The sequence below is a fragment of the Brumimicrobium sp. genome, from assembly GCF_048268645.1.
Classification (GTDB): Bacteria; Bacteroidota; Bacteroidia; order Flavobacteriales_D; family Crocinitomicaceae; genus Brumimicrobium; species Brumimicrobium ulvae.
In genome coordinates, this window is record NZ_JBLWVE010000008.1 from 64692 (window position 1) to 91043 (window position 26352).

A 26352-nucleotide genomic window follows, 5' to 3' on the forward strand; every position below is an offset into this window, starting at 1 on the left:
AGGCAACACTTCAAAGGTACCGAAAGCACTATTTTACTTGTTCCAGCTTGACCTAGCGTACATTACACTTTGTTTTCCAAAACGATTCCGAATTTTATCCATGGCTTGATATAAGTTAGAGTATTTACTGTCGTCTGTAAACAGGCTAATTTGTTGTCCACCTTGCACCAAATGACTCAAACGTACGCCGACCAATCGAATCATTACACGGCGTTGATACAATTGATCAAATAGTGCTACGATTAACGGAATAATCTCATGATCTGCTGCTGTGTAATGAATTTTACGTTGCAAAGTTTTGGTTTGAAAATCAGAATAACGAATTTTCACAGTAACACAAGCGGTTACTTTATTCCTTGTCCGTAATTTGTACGTTAGCTTTTCTCCCATAGCACATAAAAGAGCGCGCATTTGATGAACATCGATACTGTCTTGTTCGAAAGTGTGTTCAGCGGATATTGATTTCTTTTCATTGTATTGAATAACCGGAGAATGATCGATTCCATATGCTTTTTTCCAAATGGAACGGCCCATTTTTCCAAAAACCTGCTCTAATAATTCGACAGGCATCTCTTGGAGCGTTTGAATTTTCTTTACACCTAATCCACAAAAAGTTTGGTAGGTTTTTAATCCCACCGAAGGAATTTTACGAATGGATAAAGGCGCGAGAAAATGGCGCTCTGTACCGTAATCAACATTAATGGCGTTATTCGGTTTGGCTTCTCCTGTGGCAATTTTAGAAACTGTTTTGTTTTCCGACAAGCCAAAAGAAATCGGCAAGCCCGATTCTCGAATGATGCGTTCTCGCAATTCTTTTGCGTATTGTAAACATCCGAAAAACTTATCCATTCCTGAGAGGTCAATATAGAACTCATCAATAGAACTCTTTTCATAAACAGGAGCGGCTTCCTTAACAATGTCTGTAATCATTCGAGAATATTTACTGTAGGTTTCCGAATTTCCAGAAATTACAATGGCCTCTGGACAACGCCTTATGGCGAGTTTCATGGGCATCGCAGAATGAATTCCAAATTGACGGGCTTCGTAACTACACGACGCGACCACTCCTCGGTCTGATGTTCCTCCGATTAAAATAGGTTTGCCTATCAAACGACTGTCAGCAAGTCTTTCGCAAGAGACAAAAAATGTGTCCAAATCCATGTGGACAATTGCACGGTGTTGTTGTTGCATTGTTTTTCAGTTTTACTGTGTTTGAATTATAAAGCCCAATATCTGCGTTGCACTTTATTTTGAAAGCAGTCATTGACAAAAGTCAACTCCTTGGATTTCAAAAAAAAAAGTGCGCCTTGCTATTGAACTTTATAATTCAAACACTTCAATTATTCTTAAATAAATCAATAAAACTGCATATCGTTTTGAGGAATAGAAACTTGTATTTTTACCAAGAAACTACAGGCACAAATGTAGTAAATGTTTATATAATAATCTTTATTTTGGTTAAAATATAATCAATATATATTCTTGAAGAAAAGATTTAAGTTTAAACTAACTGTAGGTTAACCGCAGAGGACGCAAAGCTTTTGCAAAGGATGCAGAGATTGAGGGTAAGGAATTTGAATATCCACAGAATAAACTCCACAACCTTTGTTTTTTTTAAACTCCGCTATCTCCGTGAACCTCTGCGATAAAAACCTCCGCGTCCTTTGCGGTAAAAAAAACACGCTCTTTGCGGTTAAATTCACCCTAAATAACCACCCTAGTAGAATACTTCAACTCTTCCAACACAATCTGAGATTCAATATCACTAATATTCGAAATCGAAGCTACGTCATTCACTAAAAAGTCACGGTATTCCTTAATGTTTGAAAACCTAGCCTTGGCCAAAAAGTCATAAGAACCAGAAATATGGTAAAATTCAGTGATAGACTCTAACGATTCCATTTGTTCAATAAACTCTGTTCGTTTGGAAGCGTGGTGGTCTTTTACGGTGAGGTTGAGGAAAACAACAATCGATTTCCCCAGTAGATCCGCATCCAACAAGGCAACATATTCTTTTATATATCCCGCTTTTTCCAGTTTTTTTATCCTTTCATAGATCGGAGTAGTAGTTAATGACAGTTCAGAAGCCATTTCTTTAGCTGTCTTTAAGCAATCCGTTTGGAGAATTTCAAGGATTCTTCGATCAATTTTATCCATGTTTAGAGATTTTGACTTCAAATATACCATTTAACAGTATAATCTACTAACTTTTATCTATTAGTATTTTATATCACTTTTTTGACTCAAATTTGCAGCGATTTAATCTTTTAATAAGGTGAGATTTTTTTAACCAATTTTTTTCTGAAATAAAAAATGAAAAACAAATATCAAGATTTAATAGAACAAACATTTGACTTCCCTCAAGAGGAGTTTAGTGTTGAAAATGGTGATCTTTCTTTCAGGGGAGTTGATATGAGTGCTTTGATTAAAAAGTATGGAACACCATTTCGTTTTACCTATCTTCCTGTAATTGGAAAACAAATTGAACGTTGTCGTCATTGGTTTCATACGAGTATGAAGAAGCAAGATTACAAAGGAAAATATGAATACTGTTACTGTACGAAAAGTTCACATTTTAATTTCGTGTTGGAAGAGTGTACAAAACACAATACGAATATCGAAACGAGTTCTGCTTTTGATATTGATATATTGATTGCTTTGCACAAGAAGGGGAAGTTAGATAAAGATACTTATGTGCTTTGTAATGGATACAAAACAGAGGTGTACATCAAGAAAATTAAAGAGCTGTTAGAGCTTGGATTTACTCGTGTTATTCCTGTGATTGATAACTTCAAAGAATTTGATATTCTAGACGAGCAAATTGATCAAGAGTTAGAAATCGGGATCCGTATTGCTTCAGAGGAAGACCCTAAATTTGAATTCTATACATCTCGTCTTGGAATTGGATACAAGGATGTGGTTTCATTTTATAATTGGAAGCTAAAAGACCATAAGAAGTTTAAACTTTCTATGTTGCACTTCTTTGTAAATACAGGGATTCGAGATAACGCTTACTATTGGAACGAGTTGCATAAATTCTTAAGTGTTTATGAAAATTTAATTAAGAACGATGCTGATATCAAGTACCTAAACGTAGGAGGAGGATTCCCTGTGAAAAATTCCCTGGCTTTTGAATTTGATTATGAATACTTGGTTGATGAAATCGTTGGGCAAATCAAACTATCTGCAGACCACGTAGATGCAATTCATCCAGATATATTCACAGAGTTTGGCTCTTTCACCGTAGCAGAAGCAGGAGGAATGGTGTATACTATTCTCGACCAAAAGAAACAGAACGATAGAGAGAAATGGAACATGATTAATAGCTCTTTCATGACAACTCTTCCTGATTCATGGGCAATTAACAAGCGTTTTATTATGCTCCCAATTAATCGTTGGGAAGAAAAGTACGAACGTGTTTTTCTAGGTGGATTAACATGCGATAGCGATGATTATTATAACTCAGAACAACATGTCAACGCTATTTATTTGCCTGTATATAATAAGAAAGAGCCAATGCATGTTGGATTTTTTAACTGTGGAGCATATCAAGAATCAATTTCAGGATATGGAGGAATAAAACACTGTTTGATTCCAAGTCCAAAACACATTTTATTGAGTCATGATGAAAACGGAGAGCTAGTAGATGAACTATTTGCTCCACAGCAAACAAGTGAAGAAATGCTTAAAATTTTAGGATACTAATGAGAACATTTGCAGGAATTCCCGAAGAATTAGGGAAATTAGAAAACGCAGCGGTAGTGATTATCCCTGTACCTTACGACGGAACTTCGACCTACGGGAAAGGTGCCGACAAAGGATTTGAAGCTTTAATGGACGCTTCAGAAAATATGGAATTGTACGACATTGAAACGGACTCTGAAGTTTATGAAAAAGGAATTTTCGTTGCTCCAGCAGTTACAGAGGACAAATCACCAGAATTAATGTGCGACGCAGTAGAAAAAACTACTGATGAGTATTTAGAGACGGGGAAATTTGTAAGTCTTTTTGGAGGTGAACATTCGATTTCAATTGGAGCGATTCGTTCATTCAAAAAGAAATACGAGAATCTTTCTGTTTTACAGTTGGATGCACATTCAGATTTGCGTCCAGAATTCCATGGGTCTGCGTGTAATCATGCCTGTGCAATGCATGCAGCTTCAAAAAACACGAATTTAGTTCAAGTTGGAATTCGCAGCATGGATTCAGTAGAATTACCATTCGTAAATGAGGATAATTTCTTCGATATGTACCGCATTAATTCAACTTCAAACTGGATGGATGAGGTACTTGACCAATTGGGAGAAGAAGTCTACTTGACGATTGACTTGGATGTTTTTGATCCCTCGATTATGCCATCCACAGGTACACCAGAACCAGGAGGGTTGTACTGGTACGATGTGATTACATTGGTGAGAAGAGTTATTGAAGAGAAAACCTTAGTTGGTTTTGATATTGTTGAGTTAGCTCCGGTAGAAGGAGTTCCAGCGCCAGATTTCATGGCAGCAAAATTAGTATATAAAATATTATCTTATAAATTTAATTCATAATGGGAAAAGTTAGAGCGTTTATTGAGTACAATTACAGACATTTTAACGCTGCATCACTTGTAGATGCTGCGAAAGGTTACGAAAAACACCTGAACGAAGGAAAGAAAATGTTGGTTTCTCTTGCTGGTGCGATGAGTACAGCAGAATTAGGGATTTCGTTAGCAGAAATGATTCGTCAAGATAAAATTCACATGATTTCCACTACAGGTGCAAACTTGGAGGAAGATTTAATGAATTTGGTAGCACACAATAGTTACAAGCGTGTACCACATTACCGTGATTTAACACCGAAGGATGAGTGGGCACTATTGGAGAAAGGATTGAACCGTGTAACGGATACGTGTATTCCTGAAGAAGAAGCGTTCCGTCGTTTGCAAGATCATGTCTTCAAAGTATGGAAAGATGCAGAAGATAAAGGAGAACGTATGTTCCCTCATGAATTTTTATATAAAATGGTGAATTCTGGAGTTTTAGAGCAGTATTATGAAATTGACCCTAAAAACTCTTGGATGATTGCAGCAGCAGAGAGAAACCTGCCTATGGTTGTTCCGGGTTGGGAAGATTCAACCTTAGGAAACATTTTCGCTTCTTACTGTATTAAAGGAGAGTTGAAAGCTTCTACGATGAAATCAGGAATTGAGTACATGATGTGGTTAGCAGATTATTACACGAACAACGCTGGAGAGGAAGGAATTGGTTTCTTCCAAATCGGTGGAGGAATCGCAGGAGATTTCCCAATTTGTGTTGTTCCAATGTTAGCGCAAGATTTAGAACGTGAAGACACACCATTCTGGAGTTATTTCTGTCAGATTTCAGATTCTACAACAAGTTTTGGTTCGTATTCTGGAGCAGTTCCAAACGAAAAAATCACTTGGGGGAAATTGAGCATCGATACTCCGAAATTTATTATTGAATCGGATGCAACGATCGTGGCGCCATTGGTGTTTGCATATTTGTTGGATCAGTAGGAAAGAGGATTTATATTTTTAGGATAGCGTGGGACTTAGGTTCTGCGCTATTTTTTTTTGGGAGTGACGGAACGCGGATGACACGGATCTTCGAACGCTGATTTTTGCTGTTTTTTTTAAATTCGCTATAATCCGCGCTGCTTGCATCCGCGTCATCCGCGTTCCAATACAGCGCATGGGTAATTATTATTATCAACTAATCCCAATCCCAACTTTAAACCGTAATTTTGCACCATGAAATTTGAAGATTATAAAATAGCGAAAGTAATAAAGACTGAAATCAAGAATTTGGGTTGGTCTAGACCTACGGATATTCAGTTTAAAGCAATTCAACCGATTCTCAATGGAGAGGATGTATTGGCAATTGCACAAACGGGAACAGGGAAGACAGCGAGTTTTGTAATTCCTATTTTAAATCAAATTTATAATCAGCTGGAGAAAAAAAAGGAGCATTATGTTCGTGCCTTGGTTATGGTGCCAACACGAGAGTTGGCTGAACAAGTTGAACAAGTTTTTATTGAAGTTGGGAAAGGAGTTGATGTCCGTACACGCTCCTTAATGGGAGGTGTTTCGCAAGATGATCAAATAGAAGACCTTGACAATGGGGTGGATGTAGTGATTTCTACTCCTGGAAGAATGTTTGATTTAATTTCTCAAGGAGTTTTAAAGGTTGACCGCTTGCAAACGCTTGTTCTCGATGAGGCAGATCATATGCTGGACTTAGGTTTTATTAAAGACATCGAGGACTTGATGCGTCATATTCCTCAAAAACGTCAAACTTTGTTCTTTTCGGCAACGATTGATAAGAAAATTAAGAAAATTGCCTATAACTTGGTACGAAATGCCATTCGTATTCAAATCTCTCCGAAAGATCCTGTGGCTAAGAATATTTCACACGCAGTGACTTTTGTAGAAATGGATGATAAACGTTTCTTTTTAGAAAACATAGTCAAAGAAAATGAAGACTTGAAAATCATGGTGTTTGTCCGTACGAAAGTCCGTGCAGAGCGTGTTGTGAAAGCATTAGAACGTGTGAATATTGAAGCGGTAACCATTCATGGAGATGTGGAGCAGAAAGATCGGTTTGAAGTACTCAATAAATTTAAGAACGATGAAGTTTCTATTCTGGTTGCAACTGATGTAGCAGCACGTGGTATTGATATTCCAGGGGTTGGTGCTGTGATTAATTATGATTTGCCAGAAGATCCAGAAAATTATGTTCACCGTGTGGGTAGAACAGGACGCGGTAAGGAGAAAGGAGTAGCTATTTCTTTTTGCAGTGAAAACGAAAAGGTACTGTTGGCTGCAATCGAAGCGTATAACGGAAATCCAATTGCTGTTTATGACCTTTCAAAACAAGATTATAGTGCCATTATCGATGAATCAGAAGATGGAACAGATAATTGGAGAAAACTTATTGAAGAAGAGGAGAAAAGAACAGGAAAAACGAATGAATGGTAAGGTCAATTGAAAATTAATCAATTACGAATTACGAATTATTTGCCAATTCGTAATTCGTAATTCGTAATTTGATCATTCGTAATTTGATCATTCGTAATTAAATTTATCCCTCACAACTCACACACTGAACAAGGTTCTGAACTACGAATTCTTTTCCAACACTTTGACTCCTTTGATAATAAAGCGTTTTCACACCTAGTTTCCAAGATTCAATAATTAAAGCATTGATGTCTTTTACCGGTAGGTTAGAGGGAATGTTTAAATTTAAACTTTGTGATTGATCAATAAACTTTTGTCGAATCGAGGCCTGTTGAATGATTTCCAATTGACTGATTTCTTTAAAAGTTTTGAAGACCGCTTTTTCCTCTTCTGTTAACTCCTCCATGTGTTGAACACTTCCTTGATTCAACATGATACTTCTCCATGTTTCTTCATTGTCAAGTCCTTTGTCCTCCAGTAATTGCCTGAGGTATTTATTCTTTCGGACAAAATTTCCTTTGGCCAATCCAGCTTTATAATAGTTACTACTAAAAGGCTCGATTCCTGGTGAGGTTTGTCCTAATATTGCTGAAGATGAGGTGGTTGGAGCTATAGCTAAAAGTGTTGTGTTTCGCATTCCATATTCCTTGAGTAGTTCTGGCTCTCCATAAATGTTTGCCAATTCTCTAGAAGCTGATTCAGCCTGATCCTTGATGTTCGCAAAAATGATACTGGTCAATTGCTTGGCTTGCATTCCTTCAAATGGAATCATGTTTTTTTGAAGGTAAGAATGCCATCCCATAACTCCTAAACCAAGTGCACGGTGACGTTTTGCAAAGTTGTTGGCCGATTTTAAATAGTAGTTGTCCTCCGTTTTTGCAATGAACTCTTGAAGAACAGCATCTAAAAAATAAATAGCCAATTGTACCGCATTGGTGTCTTTCCATTCATCGTATAGTTCCAGGTTCATTGAAGATAGACAACAAATAAATGATTCGTCAAAGTTTGAAGGCAACATGATTTCAGAGCATAAATTACTGGCATTAATGCTCATACTTTTATCCTTGTAAACTTGAGGTTTGTTCTTGTTTACGTTGTCGGTGAAGAACAAATAAGGCAATCCTTTTTGCTGACGAGATTCTAGTACTTTGGCCCAAATCTCACGTTTTTCCATGTCGCCTTCAATCATTTCATGCATCCAATAATCTGGTACGCAAACTCCTGAGAAAAGGTTTTGCAAGGGACTTCCGATGTCCTTTATTTTAAGAAATTCTTTAATGTCCGGATGGTCAATATCAAGGTATGCTGCAAAAGCACCACGACGGACTCCACCTTGAGAAATTGTGTCCATAGCGGTGTCAAACAGCTTCATGAAAGAAACGGCACCACTACTTTGTCCATTGTCGGTAACTGCACTTCCACGACCTCTTAATTCACCGAAATAACCAGAAGTTCCACCACCAATTTTGGTTTGCATGATGACTTCACCCAATTTGTGGGTAATTCCTTCAATATAATCGGGGACGTGAACGTTGAAGCATGAGATTGGAAGTCCTCGTTCTGTTCCCATGTTGGCCCAAATTGGAGAACTTAAACTCATCCATCCTTTTTCAATCAATTCGATGAAAGGTTCTTTCAATTCTGGTTTGTATAATCTTTTACTTGCAGCATTGGCTACACGTTCGATAGCTCCTTTAACGGTTTCTCCTTTTAATAAATAACCTCGGTTGAGAATTTGCTCACTTTCATCATTGAGCCACCATAATTTTTCCATTTCTTTTGTTTAGGGTTGTTATGTATTCTGTAATAGACTGCTAAATAATCATGTGTTGATTCTTTAGAACAAGTCTGCTGCACTTATACTTTTATCGTGTTTTGTATATTCTGTTGGACGTTTAGCAAAGAAGTCATCCAATGAATTCGCGAAGATTTCTTCTTCAAACCACGCCATAGGTTGATATTGTTCTGTTGAAATATGATAGATTTTACTCAATCCTATTTCTTCTAAACTTTCATCAACTCTAAATTTCATAAAGTGCAGTAAGTTTTCTTTACTGATGGTTTCGACCTCTCCATCTTCAAAAATCCAATCCAATATTTCAGATTCCACGCTGATAGAATGCTCCACAATGCGTTTGATTTCCTCTTTCGATTCTGCGTCGAAGAACTCTGGGTATTCTTCTTTGATCTTGTTGACTATGAAAACTCCTGCACTGGCATGAACTTGCTCGTCAATTGATGTCCATGAAATGATGTTGCTTACATTTTTCATCAGTCCTTTGAATCGAGTGAAAGACAAAACAATAGCGAATTGACTAAACAAAGACACGTTTTCAATCAGAATAGAAAATAAAATCAGTGAAAAAACATACTTTTTGTTGTCATCAGATTTTGTGTGTTGAAGTGCCTCTTCTAAATAGTCTAACCTTTTTTTGATTGCAGGAACTTCAATGATGTGCTCAAAATCATCATCGTAGCCAAGTACAGACAGTAGTCGTGAATAAGCTTCAGAGTGACGGAATTCACATTCGGCAAATGTACTCCCAAGACCATTGAACTCAGGCTTTGGTATGTGGTTGTATAGATTCCCCCAAAAAGATTTTACGGCCACTTCAATCTGTGCAATGGCGAGTAAACTCTTTTTAATGGCTTGTTTTTCCTTTTCATTGAGAAGTGAATGAAAGTCTTGTGTGTCTGCCGTGAAATCAACTTCAGAATGTACCCAAAATGTTCTGTTGATGTTGTCTATGAAATCCAAAACTTCTGGATATTCAAATGGCTTGTAATTGATGCGTTTGTCGAAAATGCCCATTGTAAATAGTTTTTAAATAAGTTAAACAATGGCATAAAAAAAGAGGAGGAAAGCAGGTGTAAAACACTTACTTCAGAACCTTGTTTTTTATGCGAAAACAAAATTCATTTTGTTAAGATATGGGTGACCTGGCTTATGGTTTTATTGACCAATTACAGTTGCGCAACAGCTCATGAATTGAACATGATTCCCCCATTTTTTCATCCGATATTCATCGGTTTGACATTGTCAATATGTCCTAACAAATGGATTTTTGTCAAAGATAGATGAAGAATTCCAAGATTCAACTTTCAATAAAACTTTAGTTATAAACAAAATTTGTTGATAAGCCTTGAACTTGAAGCTGACATTGATTTGTCTGAAGAATTATTTAGCTCTGGAAAACTTTTTTACCTGCTTGCAAAATGAGATTTTATAAATTTGATAACCAACAATTCTTTTTATACAGGATATTAGTGTAATTTGGTTTTGTAAAACGATTTTAATCAAACAACTTATGAGAAAAAACAAACTACTATTGTCTTGCTTTTTACTTTTGTGTTCAATCTCAATAGGACAAGAAGAAAAGAGCGTTGCTGAGGATGATTTGAGTTGGAATGAAACAAAATTCAGTAGAATGTTGGGTGTAAATGAGGAGCCTATTCCTATGAAAGAGAATCAAACTTCTGTAACCAATCGAGGATTTGTACTTCAAGCCCTTGGTCCAAACTATTACTCTTCGGCTGGATTTTTTATTGAACAAACGCTCAACGAGACAATGGCTATCCAATACGATTTAAGAATTCAAATTCAAACGATAGATTCAGATGCATTTTCAATAGGTCCTGGCTTGAAACAATCTCTTGTATTTGGAGAGGATAGATTTCGAATTTCAGTTGGACTTTCTCAAGGTATTGTTTTCAACGCAAGCAGGTGGAACGGAGGTTATGTAGATTATAATAATGAATTCTATACTCTTGAGTCGTGGAAAGAAGCACCGAAAAGCGTTTTTCTTTTTGGTTTGCATGTAGGACCTGAGTTTGAATTGGGACGTGACTTCTTTTACATCACACCAGAGTTAATTCTGAATCAAATTAACGAGCGGAAGTATACTAAAAGCAAACCAGATCAATTGAGTACAGTCAGTAGTTTTAGCCTGACAATAGGTTTAGGTTTGAAGTTTAGATTGAGGAATAAATAATACCAAAAAAAAAGCCCCGATTCTACAATCAGGGCTTTTATTTTCTTTTAGGAAACTTACTTATTCAACAATTTCCATTTCTTCAATTAAGTTGTGTGCTTCTCCATATTTTTCTATAATGAATAAAACATAGCGAATATCACAAGAAATTGTACGTTGGATGTCTTTTTCAAAGAAGATGTCTCCTGACATTGCTTCCCAGTTTCCATCAAATGCAGTACCGATAAGGTGACCATCTGCGTTAATCACTGGAGAACCAGAGTTACCTCCCGTAATATCATTGTTACTGATAAAGTTCACCACCATTTCGCCTTTTTCATTTGCATAACGACCAAAATCTTTGTTCTTGAACAATTCTTTTAGTTTTTCTGGTACATGGAACTCTGGGTTGTTTGGATCCTCTTTTTTCAACCCTTCTTCTAAAGTGGTATAAATGTCATATTTAACACCTTCTTTTGGAGAATATGGAAGAATAGAACCATAAGTTAAACGCAATGTACTGTTGGCATTAGGATAGAATGTTTTGTCTTTATCCATTTCTCTATATCCTTTTACAAACAATCTGTTGGCACGTTGAATATCATTCATCGCTTGAATATATTCTTCTTCTTCAGTTACTTTTCCATAGGCTTCATCAATCGCAACAATCAATTGGTAAAGTGGATCTTTTTCTAGTTGCTTCAGTGGGAAACCTTTTGATTTCTCATCGTATTTCTGAACTAATGCATCAAATTTCATGAACTTTTCGTGAGAAGAAAAAATTGATTTCTTTCTTGCTTTTTGAACCAACTTACTCAATTGTCCTTTGTCACCGGCTTCTTTAACTAAACTTGGTAACATTTCAGCTGGAATGTCATTATAGTACATTTTTAATACAGCTTCAAGGGTTTCAAACTCAATGTCCATGTTTGCTGCTTCAAAAAACTCAAACATACGCTCTTTAAAGTTGTTGTATGCCAACATTCCCATTCCTTGCTCTTCATATTGTTCAATAAAAGAGAAGCGGAACACATTGAGGTTGAGGTCTACAGAGTAAATAAATTCACTTTGATAAACATCAAGATAAACACTTTTGTCAGTCAACTTGTAGGTCTTTTCAATAGTACTCATCACATCAGCATATTCTGGATTTTCTTCAGCGAAAGCGTTGAATCGAGCTTCTAAAGCACGTTTTTTATCGGCTACCTTGTTGTTTTTTAATTGTTCAGATTGACCAATGAAATATTTCCAGTAATTGGCAACTTGCGCATGTTTTGAAGCGTATTTTAGACGAATCGTTGTGCTTTCATTCATGTATTTTTTCATGATGTCTAGCTTCACCTTACGGATTTCAACACGTTTTGGTTGTTCAAGATTAACTGCTTGTTCAACACCAAAAGAGGAAAGGTAGCGGTCTGTAGAACCTGGGAAACCAAATACCATTGCAAAGTCACCTTCTTTATATCCTTTGATAGAAACAGGAAGTGAATGCTTTGGTGTAAATGGTTTGTTGTCTGCGCTGTACGGTGCAGGTGCGTTGTCTGCTCCAGCATAAATTCTAAACAAGGCAAAGTCCCCAGTGTGACGTGGATAAATCCAGTTGTCAGAGTCATGTCCAAATTTTCCTATTGATTCCGGTGGAGTCCCAGCTAAACGAACATCTTGGTATGTTTCAGTAATGAATAAGTAAAATTCGTTTCCTTCAAAGAAATCACGAACAAAAGCTTTGTTTTTTGAATCACCAAGTGCTTCAGAAGTCAACTGATCAGAGATTTCTTTAATTTTCATTGCGCGCTCCTCTTCAGTCATGTCGTCTGTTAGGTTCTTCGTAATTTGCTCAGTTACATCTGCAATGGAAACAACAAAGGTTGCTGTTAGTCCAGGGATGGCGATTTCCTCTGCGTGTGATTTTGCCCAAAAACCATCGTCTAAATGGTTGTTCTCGGCAGTTGATGCTTCAGCAATAGCGTCATAACCACAGTGATGGTTAGTCAACAAAAGTCCTTTCTTAGAAATCACTTCAGCTGTACAGAAACCTCCAAAAGATACAATTGCGTCTTTAAGAGAAGAGTTGTTAATACTGTAAATTTCCTCTTGGGTTAAGTTCAACCCATGTTTTTTCATGTCTTCATAATTTCTACCCAATAAAAAAGGTAGCCACATTCCTTCGTCTGCTCTAGAGAAGCCAGAGAAAAGAACGGTGAACAAAAATAAAAATGCAACGGTCTGTTTTTTCATACTTTATGTTTAACGTTAATTTTAAATTATGGTTTGATCATCATTTTTAATGATAATTGAGCACAAAAGTAGTAATAACTCATCAATATATAAGAGAAATATACACTACTGTCAAATTTTAAGTCAATTAGGTCACATATTGACAGTAAAAAGAGTAGCGCTTTCACCGTATTTTAAAAATGGTTAAAAAAAAATGAATAACAACTTGACTTTAGGTTGTGTTTAATAAATGATAATTCTATATTTGCCAGCTATTAAATAACAAACGACACTTTAACTATGCGTAATAAAGGATTTTTTTGGTTTTTTACCATCTTACTTTTGGTAGTAAGTTTATATCAAATTTCATTTTCTTTCATCGGAAGCGGTATTGAAAAAGAAGCTGATCAGCTGGCTATTGAAAAAGTAGAAGAGTTGAAAGCAAATACTGTAGAAGGAGATTCTGCAAAGCTTCCTAACGGAACTTATGTGAACTTCGATACTGATAGAGAAGCTTACGATTTAGCAAAAGCTGCTTTTATCAATGAACTTTTAAAAGAAAAAAATGACGAAGTTGTTTTCTTAGGAAATACTTACAACGAAGTAAAAGACAAAAGTGTTTCTTTAGGGCTTGACCTTGAAGGAGGAATGTCTGTAACACTTGAGTTGTCTATGTCTGACTTAGTGAAAAACGCAGCGTTAAATCCTAGAGATTTACATTTCTTAAAGCCTTATGAAAGCGCATTAGAAGAATACAATTCGCTTGGTGGAGATTTTATCGACTTGTTTGTGGCGAAACACCAAGAGATGTTTCCTGAAAGATTGTTGATCCGTGAGTTTTCAACTGACGAGGTAGTATCTAAAATTTCAAACAAAGCAACTGACGAAGAAACGAAAGCTTACTTGAAAGGACTTTCAGAAGGAGCATTGGATGGTGTTGAAACGATTATGGAAAATCGTATTAACCAATTCGGTGTTGCGCAACCAAACATTACAAAAGACAATAACGCGAATCGTTTATACATTGAGCTACCTGGTGTAAAAGATCAAGCAACTGTTAGACAGCGTTTACAAAGTACTGCAAACCTTGAATTCTACCTTGCATACAAAGGTTTTGAATTAGGAGGGCTGTTTAATGAATTATTGGTAGAACGTTCTGATGAAGTAAGCGATTCTGAATTTGATGATTTGTTTAAGGATGAGTCTGATTCAACTGATACAGCAGAAGTAACAGAAACTGAAGCGGCTGATTCAACAACGATGTCTTTAGAAGACGAACTAACGATGAAAGATGAAGAAGCTACTGATACAACAGTAAAACTCTCTTCATTTGGACGTATGTTCCAAGTTGCTTTAGACGAAGAAGGACGTTTTATGGATAGTCCACTTCTTGGATATGCCAAGGCAAATGATACTGCAAAAGTAAATACAATCTTAAATGAGAAGACTGAAGAGATGATGATGGAAAACATCAGATTCCTTTGGGGAGCTAAAAATGAGAATGTTGGAATAAAAGATACTTTGTACTATGCTTTATACGCAATGAAAATCCCTGAGGATTTAAAAGCAAGAGTAGGAGGTACTGATATTGAAAATGCTCGTTTGTCGATTGATCCAGATCAATCAGGACGTGGAGTAAGTATTGAAATGAGTGATCGTGGTGCTGAAGAGTGGGCGAAAATGACCTCAGAAAACGTGGGTAACTTTATTGCAATTACAATGGACAATAAAGTATATAGCGCTCCAGTTATTCAAGGTGCTATTACAGGTGGAAATACATTGATTTCTGGTAGTTTTACAGTTGCTGAAGCACAAAACCTAACAAACTTATTGAATGCAGGTGCACTTCCAGCGCCATGTGTTATTGTTGATGAGGCTGTTGTAGGACCAACGATTGGTGCTGAAAACTCTCGTTCAGGATTAATCTCTTTCGCCTTTGCGCTTGGATTGGTATTGATTTATATGGTGTTCTATTACGGACGCGCTGGACTTGTTGCTGATATCGCATTGATTATGAATATCGTGCTTATTGTTGGTTTCTTGGCTGCTTTTGGAGCTGTATTAACCCTAGCTGGTATTGCAGGTATCGTTCTGACCATTGGTATGTCGGTGGATGCCAACGTACTTATCTTTGAACGTGTTCGTGAAGAAATTAGAGAAGGTAAAGGAATGAAGTTGGCCATTAAAGACGGTTATGCAAATGCACTGTCTTCTATTATCGATGCTAACGTTACCACTTTATTGGTGGCTATTGTTTTGAAAACATTCGGAACTGGTCCAATCGAAAGTTTCGCAACCACTTTAATCATCGGTATCTTTACTTCTGTATTTGCTGCTGTTGTTATTACGCGTTTGATTTTTGAATCTCAAATTTCAAGAAACAAAGGATTTGCCTTCTCTACGCCAATGACAAAGAATGCATTTACTAACATCAATATTAAATTCATTAAGAACCGTAAGAAGTTCTATATCTTATCAAGTATTTTAGTCCTTGGAGGAATTATCGCAATTTCTGTTCGTGGTCTGAAACCGTCAGTTGAATTCGCTGGGGGTAGAACGTACGAAACTGTATTTGATAAACCAGTTGGGCAAGATGTTGAGACTTTAACCGATATATTGCGTGATGCATTGGTGGTTGATAATTCAAGTGCTTCTGTTGAGGTGAAAGTAAGAAACTCTGAATACCGTGTAGAAATCGCAACAGATTATTTGCAAAATGTGCCCAACTCTGAAGCTACAGTAAGAAAAGACTTACTAAAAGCACTTTCAGGAGTTGAAGACCAATTTGGTGTAGCGACAATCGAAAATAGCCGTTCGGTTTCACCAACAGTTTCTGAGGAACTACAAAGATCTTCTACTATTGCAATTGTCTTGTCATTAATCATCATCTTCGTTTACATCTTAATCAGATTCGGTAAATGGCAGTATGGTTTAGGTGCTATTATCGCGATGATGCACGACGTTGCAATTGTACTTGGGTTGTTTGCATTACTGCATGGTGTCCTTCCTTTCAATATGGAGGTTGACCAAGCGTTTATTGCTGCGATTCTAACTGTTGTTGGTTATTCTATTAATGATACGGTTGTTGTATTCGATAGAATTCGTGAGTTCTTGAATAAATACCGTAGAAAAACACAAAATGAAGTTATTAATGATGCAATTAACTCTACATTAGGACGTACTGTGAATACTTCATTGTCTACCTTTATTGTATTGTTAACCATCTTCATCTTCGATGGTGGAGCAATTAAAGGATTCGTATTTGCCTTGATGGTAGGTGTGATTGTAGGTACCTACTCTTCTGTTTGTATTGCAACTCCAATCGTTGCAGACTTATTGAAAAAGAAGAAGACTGAAGACAGCGCTGAACAAATTGAGAAAGCTTAATTGAAAATCTTTATAAAAATGAAAGCCCAGGCAATTGTGTCTGGGCTTTTTTTGTGCTTGAAAATATTAGAAAGAAGTAGCTCACTTACTGAATAAAGTAATGGTTCTTTTTGTATTGACTTTTTGTTTTCTTTCAATTAAATGTGCTTAAGTTCACTATACACTTGTCTTTAAGCAAGGAACTATTATTTGAACCTTTTTTTACTGCATTCCAAAGTTTTAGTGTGTAGATTTCAAATAACGAATGTCCTAGCTTAAACAAAAAGTGCCGAAGGTATGGTGTTTTTTATAACCAAGAATGTGAGTCCTTGGGGTGTAGGAATACGTAAAAAACCAAATCCAAAATATTCAGCGAAATAGCACGCTATTTCACCGAATATTTTGAATTTGAAGAGTCAGATAATCACTACTATGGGTGGACTGAAGTCCATCCCAATAGCATACCGTATTTCTAGAATTTTCAAACCCGTATTTTATTTAAGCATATATTATATACAATTGCGGGCTGAAAGCCCAGCTCACTTCAACTGGATGCATCGCATCCAGTTGAAATAAAGGTTATACCAACGCACTGAAGGTGCAACTCAATATGGTTAATTTTGATTTGATGTTCATAAACTAATCATTATGATTGAGCTAAAGTCCACCCCAATAATATATCGTGCTGTTAGAATTTTCTAAGCCTAATAGTTCTTCATTATTGACTTAACTTTTATGAATAGATAGAGATTTCTCGTCATCCCATTCCGAGTTTTCGGAATGGGACTCCATCGAAATGACAAGTGTCAGCGGGGGCACAGTGAAAAAGGAAGAAAAGCAAAGCTTTTCTTCCTTTTTCACTGACTAAACTCTATATGATTGTCATTTCGATCATTTCTAAGATTGAAGATTTTAGAAATGGAGAAATCTAATAAAATACTTCTGGAATTATATTTTGGATTTGGGAAATCAAAGGCTAATTATTATAGGTGGACTAACATCCACCCAATAGGATCTCGTTCTTCTAAAATATTCTTCAACTAACTTTCTACCCACACAAATTCAAATAGAATTAAAATAATCGTATATTTATAACTGAATTAAAAAACAATAAAATGAGTGGAATGTGGATTGCCATAATAGTCGTTGCAGTTATAGTAATATGGGTTATTGCTATATACAACGCCCTTGTAAGGTTAAGAGAAAATAGAGAAAACGCTTTTGCTGATATTGATGTTCAATTAAAATTGCGTCATGATTTAGTGCCTCAACTTGTGAATTCTGTAAAAGGTTACATGGAACACGAAGCAGGAACATTAAAAGCGATTACAGAAGCAAGACAAGCTGCTGTAAGTGCATCTTCTGTGAATGATAAGATCGCTGCTGAGAAACAATTAGGAGCTGCTTTAAATGGATTGAACATTCAAGTAGAGGCTTATCCTGATTTAAAAGCGAGTACGAACTTTCTACAGTTGCAAAATGAACTTGCAGATATTGAAAACAAATTGGCGGCAGTAAGAAGATTCTTCAACTCTTCTACAAAAGAACTTAATGTTTCTGTACAAAAGTTCCCAAACGTAATTTTTGCAGGTATGTTCGGATTTAAACAGGAACCAATGTTTGATGTCGGTGAAGCTGAGCGTGTGGTAATTGAAAAAGCTCCAGAAGTTAAGTTTTAAAAACTACCTTTCATCCAATCAAAAGAGTACCCTAAGGGTAGAATATGATAAGCTCATTATGATATGAAGTATGTTGGACTGCAACAGCAGATAAAAACAAATAATAGAAAATCAATTCTTTTACTACTGGCCTTCCCCTTTTTGGTGTTGGCCATGGTTTTTTTGTTCTTTTTTATTATTAATTATAATGAAGAAGGACCTCCTTCATTGGATTTAGTCCTAGAGCAATTCATTAACGCCATCCCAATGGTATTTATCGCCGTGGGGATATGGTTTGCCATTGCCTATTTTTCAAATACTGCAATGATCAATAGCGCAGCAAAATCTCATTCTCTTTCGCGTAAGGATAACTTTAGGGTTTATAATTTAACGGAAAATCTTTGTATGAGTGTGGGGATGAAAATGCCTCAACTGAGAATCATAGAAAGTCCTGCCCTCAATGCTTTTGCCAGTGGAATCAATGAGAAAACATATACTGTTACTTTAACAAGAGGAATAATTGAACACCTAAATGATGAGGAATTAGAAGGGGTTATTGCACACGAATTAATGCACATTCGAAATCATGATGTGAAGCTGCTCATTGTCACCATTGTTTTCGTTGGAATATTTTCTTTCATTATGCAGTTTGCATTGCGCTCGCTGTTTTATGGGAATGCTTTTTCGAATCGAAGAAAAGACGACAAAGGAGGTGGAGTGGTAATGATTGTAATAATTGTCTTAGCTGCAATAGCCTACTTTTTGTCCATCTTATTTAAACTGGCCTTAAGTAGAAAACGTGAGTACTTGGCTGATTCTGGTGCAGCTGAAATGACACGTAATCCATTAGCGCTTGCTAGTGCTCTAGAAAAAATATCAGGGAATCATCATGTAGATAAAGTAAAAAGCGCCGATGTACAAGAAATGTTTATCGAAAATACACCCAAAGACGACGAAATAGGACTTTTTAGTGGAGTCAAAGGTTTGTTTTCTACACATCCTCCAATTGAAAAACGCATCGAATTCTTAAGACAGCTTTAAAGTAGTATAGTTATGCCGCACATTAAGAATGCTTTAATCCGTTATCGAGTTATTGACAAAGCATTGAGCAATACGTATAATCCTTATCCTACTAAATTGGATCTCCGTTATGCATGTGAAATGGAATTGTATGGAGATACCAATGGAAAACACATTTCAGATTCGACAATAGAGAAGGATTTGTATGCCATGCGTCAGGAGTTAGACGCACCTATTAAGTACTCGAAGCGTTATAAAGGGTACTATTATGAAGATCCGAACTTTACCATCAATGAAAAGCCATTGTCGGAGGATGACATTGCCTCGATTCAATTTGCACTCAGTACCCTATCTCAATTTAAAGAAACGGAAATGTTTCAGCAATTTGGTTTTGCATTGAATAAAATAATTGATCGTGTGAACCTAGATTCTGACTCAAGAGGAAAGGATACCGATATAGACCAGTACATTCAATTCGAGAAATCTACGGTGGCCAAAGGAAATGAATATCTAAAACCATTACTCTCTGCCATTCAAAAGCAACATATTGCATACTTCACTTACGAAAGTTTTGTGACACAAATTAGGAAGCAAAGAAAAGTTACTCCATTGTTGTTAAAAGAGTACAACAATAGATGGTACTTAATCTGCTATGACTCTGTAAAAGAAAAAGTCATTACTTATGCCTTAGATCGTATTTCAGATATGGAAATCGTTGAACAACAAGGTGAAAAACCTGCAGATTTTAAACCTGAATTGTTTTTTAGACACTCTATTGGAATCACTGCCTCAGCTGATGCTCGACCAGAAAAAATTGTGTTCATTGCTTCCAATATTGCATCAAAATATATTAATTCTCAACCTTTTCATGAAAGTCAAAAAGTACTAGAGGAAGATGATCACCGTACTAAATTTGAACTCTTTGCACTTGTTTCTGAAGAATTAATTCGTGAATTATTGAGCTATGGAGGAGATGTTCAGGTTTTACAACCAGATGAATTAAAAGGTGAATTGATGAAAAGAATTCAGAAAATGAGGGAGAATTACAATTTGTAATATCTTTTTGAACCGATTTTGATTTGAACTGTACAAAGGGACATCAAAATAAAATTCATGAAAAATTCAAATAACATTTACCTTGTCGTCTCCTTTTTACTGCTTTCATTTTTAACCCTGGGCCAATCCATTAGCGGAAATATGAATTCTGAAAATATTGCCTCTCTAGGTTATGGTAATGTGGATATTTATAAAGGAGAGGAAAAAATCGCTTCAGTTTTAACAGATGCATTAGGAAACTTTCAAGTTGAATTGGATACTGGGTATTATCGCGTAGAATTCAAATATGAAGGGCACGAAAAGCTCGTTACCAACATTCAGGTTAACGGTGATGAGAAAAATGACTTTAGTCTTTCCAGAAAAAAAGGGTATATCGCCCCGGTATATGAAGAAGTTGTTATTTCTGAAGTCCACTCTTCTGATGTGAAAAAAAGTAAAGAAAGACCCAGTAGGGAATTAGAGGCAATGTTTAGTGATGCGTTGAGCGAAAGTTCAGAAGCAAAAATCGTTCATGATATGCCAACGTTTGCGCCTAAAGAAGGAGGAAATGTAAGTGCAATGAAACTTACTGCAGGTGAAATTAATGACTTCTCGAAATGGGAAATGTGGAATGATTTTGCTGCTGGCGAACTATCTACTCACCAACAGAAATGGGATTTGTATTTCACAGAACGCTATACTGTTCAAGTAAAAAACGAAAATGGATTTCCTATAGTCGATGCCTTGGTTCAATTGCTCGATGTTAATAAAAACGTTCGATATGAAAGCCGTACAGACAATACAGGTAAAGCTGAATTATGGGGGAAATTAGGATTGAATGATTTATGGGAAGGAAATGCATCGGCACTTGTGCATTACAAGGGGAAGACTTTTCCAATTCGGCGTTTAATTGAATTTAAACAAGGGGTGAATTCATTGACACTCACTGCTCAATGTGGTGCGTCTCAACTTGTGGATATTGCCTTTGTTGTTGATGCTACAGGATCTATGGGAGATGAAATTAATTACCTGAAAGCTGAATTAAACAGTGTTATATTCAAAGCAAAAAACGATCATCCCGAATTGACTTTTAATTTTGGGAATGTATTCTACAGAGACAGTGGTGATGAATATTTAACACGTCGACATGATTTTACGGATGTACTCTCTTCTTCTATTGAGTTCATTAGTCAACAACATGCTGCTGGAGGTGGAGATTATGAGGAAGCTGTTGAAGTGGCATTGGAAGAGGCTTTAGATAAATTAGAATGGAGTAGAGAAGCAAGAACTCGTATTCTGTTTTTAGTATTAGATGCTCCTCCTCATAATACTCCAGAAGTGCGCCAAAAATTAAAAGATATTGCACGAAAAGCAGCTGCAAAAGGGATTAGAATTGTTCCGTTGGCAGCAAGTGGAATTCAAAAAGACACGGAATATTTAATGCGCTCTTTGGCTCAGGGTACCAATGGAACCTATGCTTTTCTAACTGGTCATAGTGGAATTGGTAGTGGACATATCGAACCTTCTACGGATGAATATGAGGTTGAATTGTTGAATGATTTAATGGTAAGATTAATTGACACTTATACCTTTGTTGCTGATTGTCAGGAAGAAGATGACTTCGATGATTTGTTGACTCCAGACCCTGTTGATTCATTGATTACGGTGGAATGGAATGTTTGGCCAAATCCAACACAAGGAGATTTAAACATTAAAATTAGTGAGGATGTAGGAGAGTTGTTTATCACTGATCTGACTGGGAAAATTGTCAATCGCTTTACGGAATTGAGGAAAGGTAGAGTACTGAAAACCAATATTGCGCAATATTCTAAAGGAATTTATCTCATTACATTTATTCATGAGGAAAAAGTTTACACTAAAAAGGTAGTATTAATTTAATTCAAAAACCCATGTAGAGACTCATAATGCTGGAATCTCTACATGGGAATTGAGTTTTTATTGGTCTTAGAAAGAATTAAAACAATGCTCCCAACTGGCTTCGGGATTAGTACATCTCGCTTTATCATCTAATATCTATTGCTTTTGCACTTAGAGAATTTTATTCTTATTTAAACCTAAGGCACTATCAGTCCATTGTGGTTTACTTGAGCAATGGTGCAATGTGTCTCTCCTTTTTATCCTCATAAATATCAGCAATTGTAACCACAATTCCTGTTTCTTCAACACCACCAAAGTCTGGGTTTACCGCTGTTCCAAAAGAACGCATAGTAGGAGAGAGGTGCATGTAAATATTCATGAGTGGCGGTACATTTTCTCCATTTTCACGAACAAATTGAGTGAGAACTTTATAGCCTTCTTTAAAATCTAATCCTTCTAGTAGTTGTGCAAATTTATTTTCATCATAGGATTGCTCCAATGGATAAATTGAAGTTGCCAAGCCTTCGTTGTCTGGAAAATATTTTTGGAGGAAATACAACAAAAAATCTCTAGACTCTTCATGATAATCAGGGTACATGGTAACTTTCCCGAAGAAGTATTTCAGGTTTGGATAAATCACTGTTAAAACTCCAAGTCCGTCCCAAAGGTTGTCCAGCGCGAACAATCCTTTCCTTGGATTTACGGAGGGCTGGTACATAGGTTGAACCCAACTTCTCCCCAGTTCAATAGCATAGGGAAGGTATTTCTTTTTAAATTGACTTGAAAAGTTAAAATAATGTGAGGTACTCATAGGAATAAACTGGTCCTCTTCATCTGTAAGAATATCGATACAATTGATGAAACGCAAACCTCCAATGATTTCCTTGTCTTCTGGACTCCATACAATGAGTTGCTGATAACAGTTCTCGCAAGTATCGTATTGGTCAATGTCAATGGATTTTTTTGTTCCTCCTCCAGCAGAGCGGAAAGATAATTCACGTAATCTTCCGATTTCACGCATGGTGTTTGGTGAATTGTGATGATTTATGATGTATATTTCATTGTCACCTTTTCGTGTAACTCTACCAAAACGTTCTTGAGTTAACTCTTTTATAATGAGTTCGCGCTCTACAGGATCTATGATCTTTTCTACTTTTGCCATGTTAATCTTTTAATTGATAAACCTTGTCTTTTACGTATTGCGCCCATTCATCGTGTGATTTTGAAGCGTCAAAATCTGCTGCATACAAGGGTTTGCCAAATTTAATGACTATTTTTTTATTGTGTTGCTTGTACAGTTCATTTACTAGGTATAACATTTCAATATTTGCTTTTATACCTAGTTTTTTACGAATTGTATATAGATTATAGAAAAAGTTGGTCAATTCTCCATCAATAAATATGGGTACGATGGTTTTATTGTATTTAATGGAACGTGTGACAAATGTTTTCTTCCATTTCAAGTCAATAATTTCTCCATTGATTTTTCGACTCACCAAGCCTGCAGGGAAAATACATAGTAAATCCTCTCCGGCAAATGTTTCATCAACTTTTCTCAAAGAAGATGCTGCGTTCTTGGCATGTTTGTTAACCCCAACAAAAATGGGTTGGAGGTTCTCAAGATGCATCAAAACATCATTCACCACGAATTTAAGGTCCTTACGCTTTTGATGAACTACGGCAACAAGTGCCATTGCATCCATGCCACCTAAAGGATGATTCATCGTTAGAATAGCTCCTCCTTTTTCAGGAACATTTTCTAATCCTTCATATTCTAAATCAATGTTGAACTTCTTCATGACCGATAAACAAAACTCAATAGGAGAATCGTTTTTGTGTTCATGAATGAAATCATTGACATCTTTTTCATGTAAAATGCGTTGAAGATATCGTACAACAAATCCAGGTAAATACTTTAATAACTTAGGGTTTTTATCATGAATAACTTGCTTAACATCGATGATTTTTTTCTGTTCGCTCATTCTTTCAAGAATAGTATAACCATTATAAATTACGAATTATTTTTTGAACAACCATGCACCACTTCTGATCTCATTGACACGAGAAAGATTGGCTTTGGCTTCGCTATAACTAGAATAACTTTGTGCGGCAACGAAATGTAGTCCACCAAATTGTCCAATGATTTTTGAATCAAAACCATGTTGTTTGAATTCACTCGCTAAACCTTCAGCGTTTGAAAGGTCACTAAAACACCCAACAATAATATGGTGACTTCCTGTGGAAGCTTGTGTGACTGGGGCAGGAGAAGGCTCTTTTTTTACAGGCTCTTCAACAACATCCTCTGTTAAATCATCTGCCGGATCACCCTGTATTTCATCATCTTCCTGACCGCTGTTAAGGCTTTCTTCATCTATGATGGTTTCTGGAGAATCGTTTTCAGTATCGTCCGTTAATTGTTCTTCTGGTAGTACAATTTCAGAATCGCTTTCAGCAACTTTTTCTACTGCGTCAAATTTATTCCAACCCATATATTCCTCAACTTTATCATAGTTCAGTCCGACCAAAACGCTCGAAGCGGCTATGAGAAGTAAGAGTATGATTAAAATCCAAAAGACAGGTTTCCTTTTCTTTTTTTCTTTCTTCTTTTCCTTTTTTGAAGATTTAGTTTTAACAGGCGCTGCAACCTTCTCTTGTTTTTTCGATTTTACAGGTGGTGTCTCCTTAGTTGCCTCTTTCTTAATTTCTGAATCAAGGGCTTTCTTTTCTACATAAACATTTTTCTTAGGCTGATCATTGCTTTTGGACTCTGGCTGATCTTCAGCTGACTTTGTGGGTTCTACCTTTTCCTTTTTAGGACTAGGAGGAGTGGCTACCGGCGTAGGTTCTTTTGGCGCTGCAGGCGAAGGAGAAGGACCAGCAACAGCAGACTGAATTCCACCTGTTTTTAAATTACCAGTAAAAATAAATTCACCATCGTCATTTTTTGAAAATTCACCCAATTGAAAAATAGAATAGGTTTCTCCTTTAGAAAGTTGAGATTGTAAATCACGAACGAATTTCGCTACCATATTCTGCGCTTCTTGTATATCCATGTTGGATTCCTTGACGAGCAATTCAGATAGCTTTCCGTCATCATAGGACAGATATTCATTAAACATTAATTCTCCTGTTTCTTCATCTTCTATAACGATTGCTCCAAACTGAGGCAAAATAATTTTTGAATAGCGCTCTAGAAGCTGCTTAATGTATTTGTCCATAATAGTGTATTTTAAGTTTAAAGATAATTAAAAATCTTAAAACAAATCCTTAAAACTAAAGGTCTGATCTAAACGGATTCCTTTTTCAGTTTGTTTCAATGTACAGCATTCATTTTCATAGTCATGTTCCAAGAATAAAATGTATTCTTCTTCAGCTGCTTTTTTAAGAAACTTCTCTTTTTCACTCAAGGTTAAAAGTGGTCGGGTATCATATCCCATAACATAAGGTAAAGGGATATGTCCAACAGAAGGTAAAAGATCGGCCATAAAGACTAAGGTTTTTCCTTTGTAACGGATGTGTGGAATCATTTGACTCTCGGTATGACCGTCAACAAAAAGTAAATCAATGTCTGGAAAAACGTTTTTCGTGTAATCTGCATCACGAGCAACGAATTTTAATTGTCCAGACTCTTCTAATGGTAAAATATTTTCGGATAAAAAAGATGCTTTTTCTCTGGCATTGGGTTCGGTAGCCCATTTCCAATGTTTTTCTGTACTCCAAAAAGTTGCATTTTTAAATACAGGTTGAAACTGATTTTCACCAACTCTTTCAACGGCACCTCCACAATGGTCAAAATGTAAGTGAGTTAAAAACACATCGGTAACATCATCAGGGGAGAAGCCTAATTTTTTTAAGTTCCCTTGAAGTGAATCTTCCCCAAATAAATAATAGTAAGAAAAAAACTTTTCACTTTGCTTGTCTCCAATGCCTGTATCGATAAGCATCAAACGATCTCCGTCTTCAATCAGCATACATCTCATTGCCCAACTACACATATTGTTTTCGTCGGGAGTATTGGTTCTTGACCATAATGATTTTGGAACAACTCCAAACATTGCTCCACCATCTAGTTTAAAATTTCCGGTATTTAATGGGTATATTTTCATGACATTATTGACTTTTTGTGAAGATATGATTTTTAAAGGTAATGGGGAATTGAAATCAGTAAAATGATGTTAACGTTTTATCAACAAAATGGGGATTTTAGGCATAAAAAAAGGCGCTCAATTGAGCACCTTTAATTTTTAAA

Annotated in this window: 19 protein-coding genes and 1 riboswitch; of the genes, 10 read left to right on the forward strand and 9 right to left on the reverse strand. The window is 36.2% G+C overall.

Annotated features, from left to right (window positions below):
- Nucleotides 1–33: 33 nt before the first annotated feature.
- Nucleotides 34–1191 carry a DNA polymerase IV gene (dinB, locus tag ACN0U3_RS08235; protein ID WP_417265823.1) on the reverse strand — a complete coding sequence of 386 codons (1158 nt, stop codon included), beginning with the start codon at nt 1189–1191 and terminating at the stop codon, nt 34–36.
- A gap of 513 nt (nt 1192–1704) precedes the next feature.
- Entirely contained in the window at nt 1705–2157 is a 453-nt protein-coding gene (locus tag ACN0U3_RS08240) for an Lrp/AsnC family transcriptional regulator (RefSeq protein ID WP_417265824.1), read from the reverse strand.
- Nucleotides 2158–2313: 156 nt separating this feature from the next.
- Here ACN0U3_RS08240 and ACN0U3_RS08245 point away from each other — a divergent pair, with 156 nt between their 5' ends.
- The 4 genes from ACN0U3_RS08245 to ACN0U3_RS08260 all read left to right on the forward strand — a co-directional run bounded on the left by ACN0U3_RS08245 (nt 2314) and on the right by ACN0U3_RS08260 (nt 6979).
- A complete protein-coding gene (locus tag ACN0U3_RS08245; protein WP_417265825.1) occupies nt 2314–3705 on the forward strand; it encodes an arginine decarboxylase in 1392 nt (463 codons plus the stop codon).
- A complete protein-coding gene (gene speB / locus ACN0U3_RS08250; RefSeq protein ID WP_417265826.1) occupies nt 3705–4550 on the forward strand; it encodes an agmatinase in 846 nt (281 codons plus the stop codon). The genes ACN0U3_RS08245 and speB overlap by 1 nt, the downstream gene beginning before the upstream one ends.
- Nucleotides 4550–5518, forward strand: a complete 969-nt coding sequence (locus ACN0U3_RS08255; protein ID WP_417265827.1) for a deoxyhypusine synthase family protein — start codon at nt 4550–4552, stop codon at nt 5516–5518. The genes speB and ACN0U3_RS08255 overlap by 1 nt, the downstream gene beginning before the upstream one ends.
- Before the next feature lie 234 nt (nt 5519–5752).
- Complete coding sequence (locus ACN0U3_RS08260; RefSeq protein ID WP_417265828.1) at nt 5753–6979, forward strand: DEAD/DEAH box helicase; 1227 nt, start codon at nt 5753–5755, stop codon at nt 6977–6979.
- A gap of 103 nt (nt 6980–7082) precedes the next feature.
- Here the strand turns inward: ACN0U3_RS08260 and ACN0U3_RS08265 are convergent, their stop codons facing one another.
- Both ACN0U3_RS08265 and ACN0U3_RS08270 read right to left on the reverse strand, forming a co-directional pair.
- On the reverse strand, nt 7083–8732 hold the full coding sequence (locus ACN0U3_RS08265; protein WP_299205821.1) for a ribonucleoside-diphosphate reductase subunit alpha: 1650 nt from the start codon (nt 8730–8732) through the stop codon (nt 7083–7085).
- A gap of 63 nt (nt 8733–8795) precedes the next feature.
- Nucleotides 8796–9770, reverse strand: coding sequence for a ribonucleotide-diphosphate reductase subunit beta (locus ACN0U3_RS08270; RefSeq protein ID WP_417265829.1), 975 nt, complete (start codon nt 9768–9770; stop codon nt 8796–8798).
- 100 nt (nt 9771–9870) lie between these two features.
- Nucleotides 9871–9998, reverse strand: a riboswitch (cobalamin riboswitch).
- A gap of 268 nt (nt 9999–10266) precedes the next feature.
- On the opposite strand from ACN0U3_RS08270, the gene ACN0U3_RS08275 reads away from it, so the two are divergent.
- Nucleotides 10267–10950, forward strand: a complete 684-nt coding sequence (locus tag ACN0U3_RS08275) for a hypothetical protein (RefSeq protein ID WP_417265830.1) — start codon at nt 10267–10269, stop codon at nt 10948–10950.
- A 60-nt stretch (nt 10951–11010) separates the two neighbouring features.
- On the opposite strand, the gene ACN0U3_RS08280 is transcribed toward ACN0U3_RS08275, so the two are convergent.
- Entirely contained in the window at nt 11011–13167 is a 2157-nt protein-coding gene (locus tag ACN0U3_RS08280) for a S46 family peptidase (protein WP_417265831.1), read from the reverse strand.
- A 279-nt stretch (nt 13168–13446) separates the two neighbouring features.
- Here ACN0U3_RS08280 and secD point away from each other — a divergent pair, with 279 nt between their 5' ends.
- The 5 genes from secD to ACN0U3_RS08305 all read left to right on the forward strand — a co-directional run bounded on the left by secD (nt 13447) and on the right by ACN0U3_RS08305 (nt 22124).
- Nucleotides 13447–16533: a protein translocase subunit SecD gene (gene secD / locus ACN0U3_RS08285; RefSeq protein WP_417265832.1), complete on the forward strand. Its 3087-nt coding sequence runs from the start codon at nt 13447–13449 to the stop codon at nt 16531–16533.
- A gap of 1094 nt (nt 16534–17627) precedes the next feature.
- Nucleotides 17628–18191, forward strand: coding sequence for a LemA family protein (locus tag ACN0U3_RS08290; protein WP_417265833.1), 564 nt, complete (start codon nt 17628–17630; stop codon nt 18189–18191).
- Nucleotides 18192–18254: 63 nt separating this feature from the next.
- The gene (locus ACN0U3_RS08295) at nt 18255–19211 is read left to right on the forward strand and encodes a M48 family metalloprotease (RefSeq protein WP_299205814.1); all 957 of its coding nucleotides are present in this window, start codon (nt 18255–18257) and stop codon (nt 19209–19211) included.
- 12 nt (nt 19212–19223) lie between these two features.
- Nucleotides 19224–20246: a helix-turn-helix transcriptional regulator gene (locus tag ACN0U3_RS08300; RefSeq protein ID WP_417265834.1), complete on the forward strand. Its 1023-nt coding sequence runs from the start codon at nt 19224–19226 to the stop codon at nt 20244–20246.
- Between the two features lie 57 nt (nt 20247–20303).
- Complete coding sequence (locus ACN0U3_RS08305) at nt 20304–22124, forward strand: T9SS type A sorting domain-containing protein (protein WP_417265835.1); 1821 nt, start codon at nt 20304–20306, stop codon at nt 22122–22124.
- Nucleotides 22125–22326: 202 nt separating this feature from the next.
- On the opposite strand, the gene ACN0U3_RS08310 is transcribed toward ACN0U3_RS08305, so the two are convergent.
- Genes ACN0U3_RS08310 through ACN0U3_RS08325 form a run of 4 tightly spaced genes read right to left on the reverse strand, consistent with a single transcriptional unit; the run spans nt 22327 to nt 26209 of the window.
- Entirely contained in the window at nt 22327–23265 is a 939-nt protein-coding gene (locus ACN0U3_RS08310) for a GNAT family N-acetyltransferase (protein WP_299205811.1), read from the reverse strand.
- A gap of 1 nt (nt 23266) precedes the next feature.
- On the reverse strand, nt 23267–24085 hold the full coding sequence (locus ACN0U3_RS08315) for a 1-acyl-sn-glycerol-3-phosphate acyltransferase (RefSeq protein WP_417265836.1): 819 nt from the start codon (nt 24083–24085) through the stop codon (nt 23267–23269).
- Between the two features lie 36 nt (nt 24086–24121).
- Complete coding sequence (locus tag ACN0U3_RS08320; protein ID WP_417265837.1) at nt 24122–25321, reverse strand: SPOR domain-containing protein; 1200 nt, start codon at nt 25319–25321, stop codon at nt 24122–24124.
- 36 nt (nt 25322–25357) lie between these two features.
- The gene (locus ACN0U3_RS08325; protein ID WP_417265838.1) at nt 25358–26209 is read right to left on the reverse strand and encodes an MBL fold metallo-hydrolase; all 852 of its coding nucleotides are present in this window, start codon (nt 26207–26209) and stop codon (nt 25358–25360) included.
- Between the last annotated feature and the right edge of the window lie 143 nt (nt 26210–26352).

What these genes read in the sequence shown, in the direction of transcription:
- ACN0U3_RS08320 (WP_417265837.1), bottom strand. Translation starts at nt 25,321, where the DNA reads ATGGACAAATACATTAAGCAGCTTCTAGAGCGCTATTCAAAAATTATT.
- ACN0U3_RS08300 (WP_417265834.1), top strand. Translation starts at nt 19,224, where the DNA reads ATGCCGCACATTAAGAATGCTTTAATCCGTTATCGAGTTATTGACAAA.
- ACN0U3_RS08310 (WP_299205811.1), bottom strand. Translation starts at nt 23,265, where the DNA reads ATGGCAAAAGTAGAAAAGATCATAGATCCTGTAGAGCGCGAACTCATT.
- ACN0U3_RS08240 (WP_417265824.1), bottom strand. Translation starts at nt 2,157, where the DNA reads ATGGATAAAATTGATCGAAGAATCCTTGAAATTCTCCAAACGGATTGC.
- speB (WP_417265826.1), top strand. Translation starts at nt 3,705, where the DNA reads ATGAGAACATTTGCAGGAATTCCCGAAGAATTAGGGAAATTAGAAAAC.
- ACN0U3_RS08265 (WP_299205821.1), bottom strand. Translation starts at nt 8,732, where the DNA reads ATGGAAAAATTATGGTGGCTCAATGATGAAAGTGAGCAAATTCTCAAC.
- ACN0U3_RS08270 (WP_417265829.1), bottom strand. Translation starts at nt 9,770, where the DNA reads ATGGGCATTTTCGACAAACGCATCAATTACAAGCCATTTGAATATCCA.
- dinB (WP_417265823.1), bottom strand. Translation starts at nt 1,191, where the DNA reads ATGCAACAACAACACCGTGCAATTGTCCACATGGATTTGGACACATTT.
- ACN0U3_RS08245 (WP_417265825.1), top strand. Translation starts at nt 2,314, where the DNA reads ATGAAAAACAAATATCAAGATTTAATAGAACAAACATTTGACTTCCCT.
- ACN0U3_RS08295 (WP_299205814.1), top strand. Translation starts at nt 18,255, where the DNA reads ATGAAGTATGTTGGACTGCAACAGCAGATAAAAACAAATAATAGAAAA.
- ACN0U3_RS08280 (WP_417265831.1), bottom strand. Translation starts at nt 13,167, where the DNA reads ATGAAAAAACAGACCGTTGCATTTTTATTTTTGTTCACCGTTCTTTTC.
- ACN0U3_RS08325 (WP_417265838.1), bottom strand. Translation starts at nt 26,209, where the DNA reads ATGAAAATATACCCATTAAATACCGGAAATTTTAAACTAGATGGTGGA.
- secD (WP_417265832.1), top strand. Translation starts at nt 13,447, where the DNA reads ATGCGTAATAAAGGATTTTTTTGGTTTTTTACCATCTTACTTTTGGTA.
- ACN0U3_RS08255 (WP_417265827.1), top strand. Translation starts at nt 4,550, where the DNA reads ATGGGAAAAGTTAGAGCGTTTATTGAGTACAATTACAGACATTTTAAC.
- ACN0U3_RS08305 (WP_417265835.1), top strand. Translation starts at nt 20,304, where the DNA reads ATGAAAAATTCAAATAACATTTACCTTGTCGTCTCCTTTTTACTGCTT.
- ACN0U3_RS08315 (WP_417265836.1), bottom strand. Translation starts at nt 24,085, where the DNA reads ATGAGCGAACAGAAAAAAATCATCGATGTTAAGCAAGTTATTCATGAT.
- ACN0U3_RS08275 (WP_417265830.1), top strand. Translation starts at nt 10,267, where the DNA reads ATGAGAAAAAACAAACTACTATTGTCTTGCTTTTTACTTTTGTGTTCA.
- ACN0U3_RS08260 (WP_417265828.1), top strand. Translation starts at nt 5,753, where the DNA reads ATGAAATTTGAAGATTATAAAATAGCGAAAGTAATAAAGACTGAAATC.
- ACN0U3_RS08290 (WP_417265833.1), top strand. Translation starts at nt 17,628, where the DNA reads ATGAGTGGAATGTGGATTGCCATAATAGTCGTTGCAGTTATAGTAATA.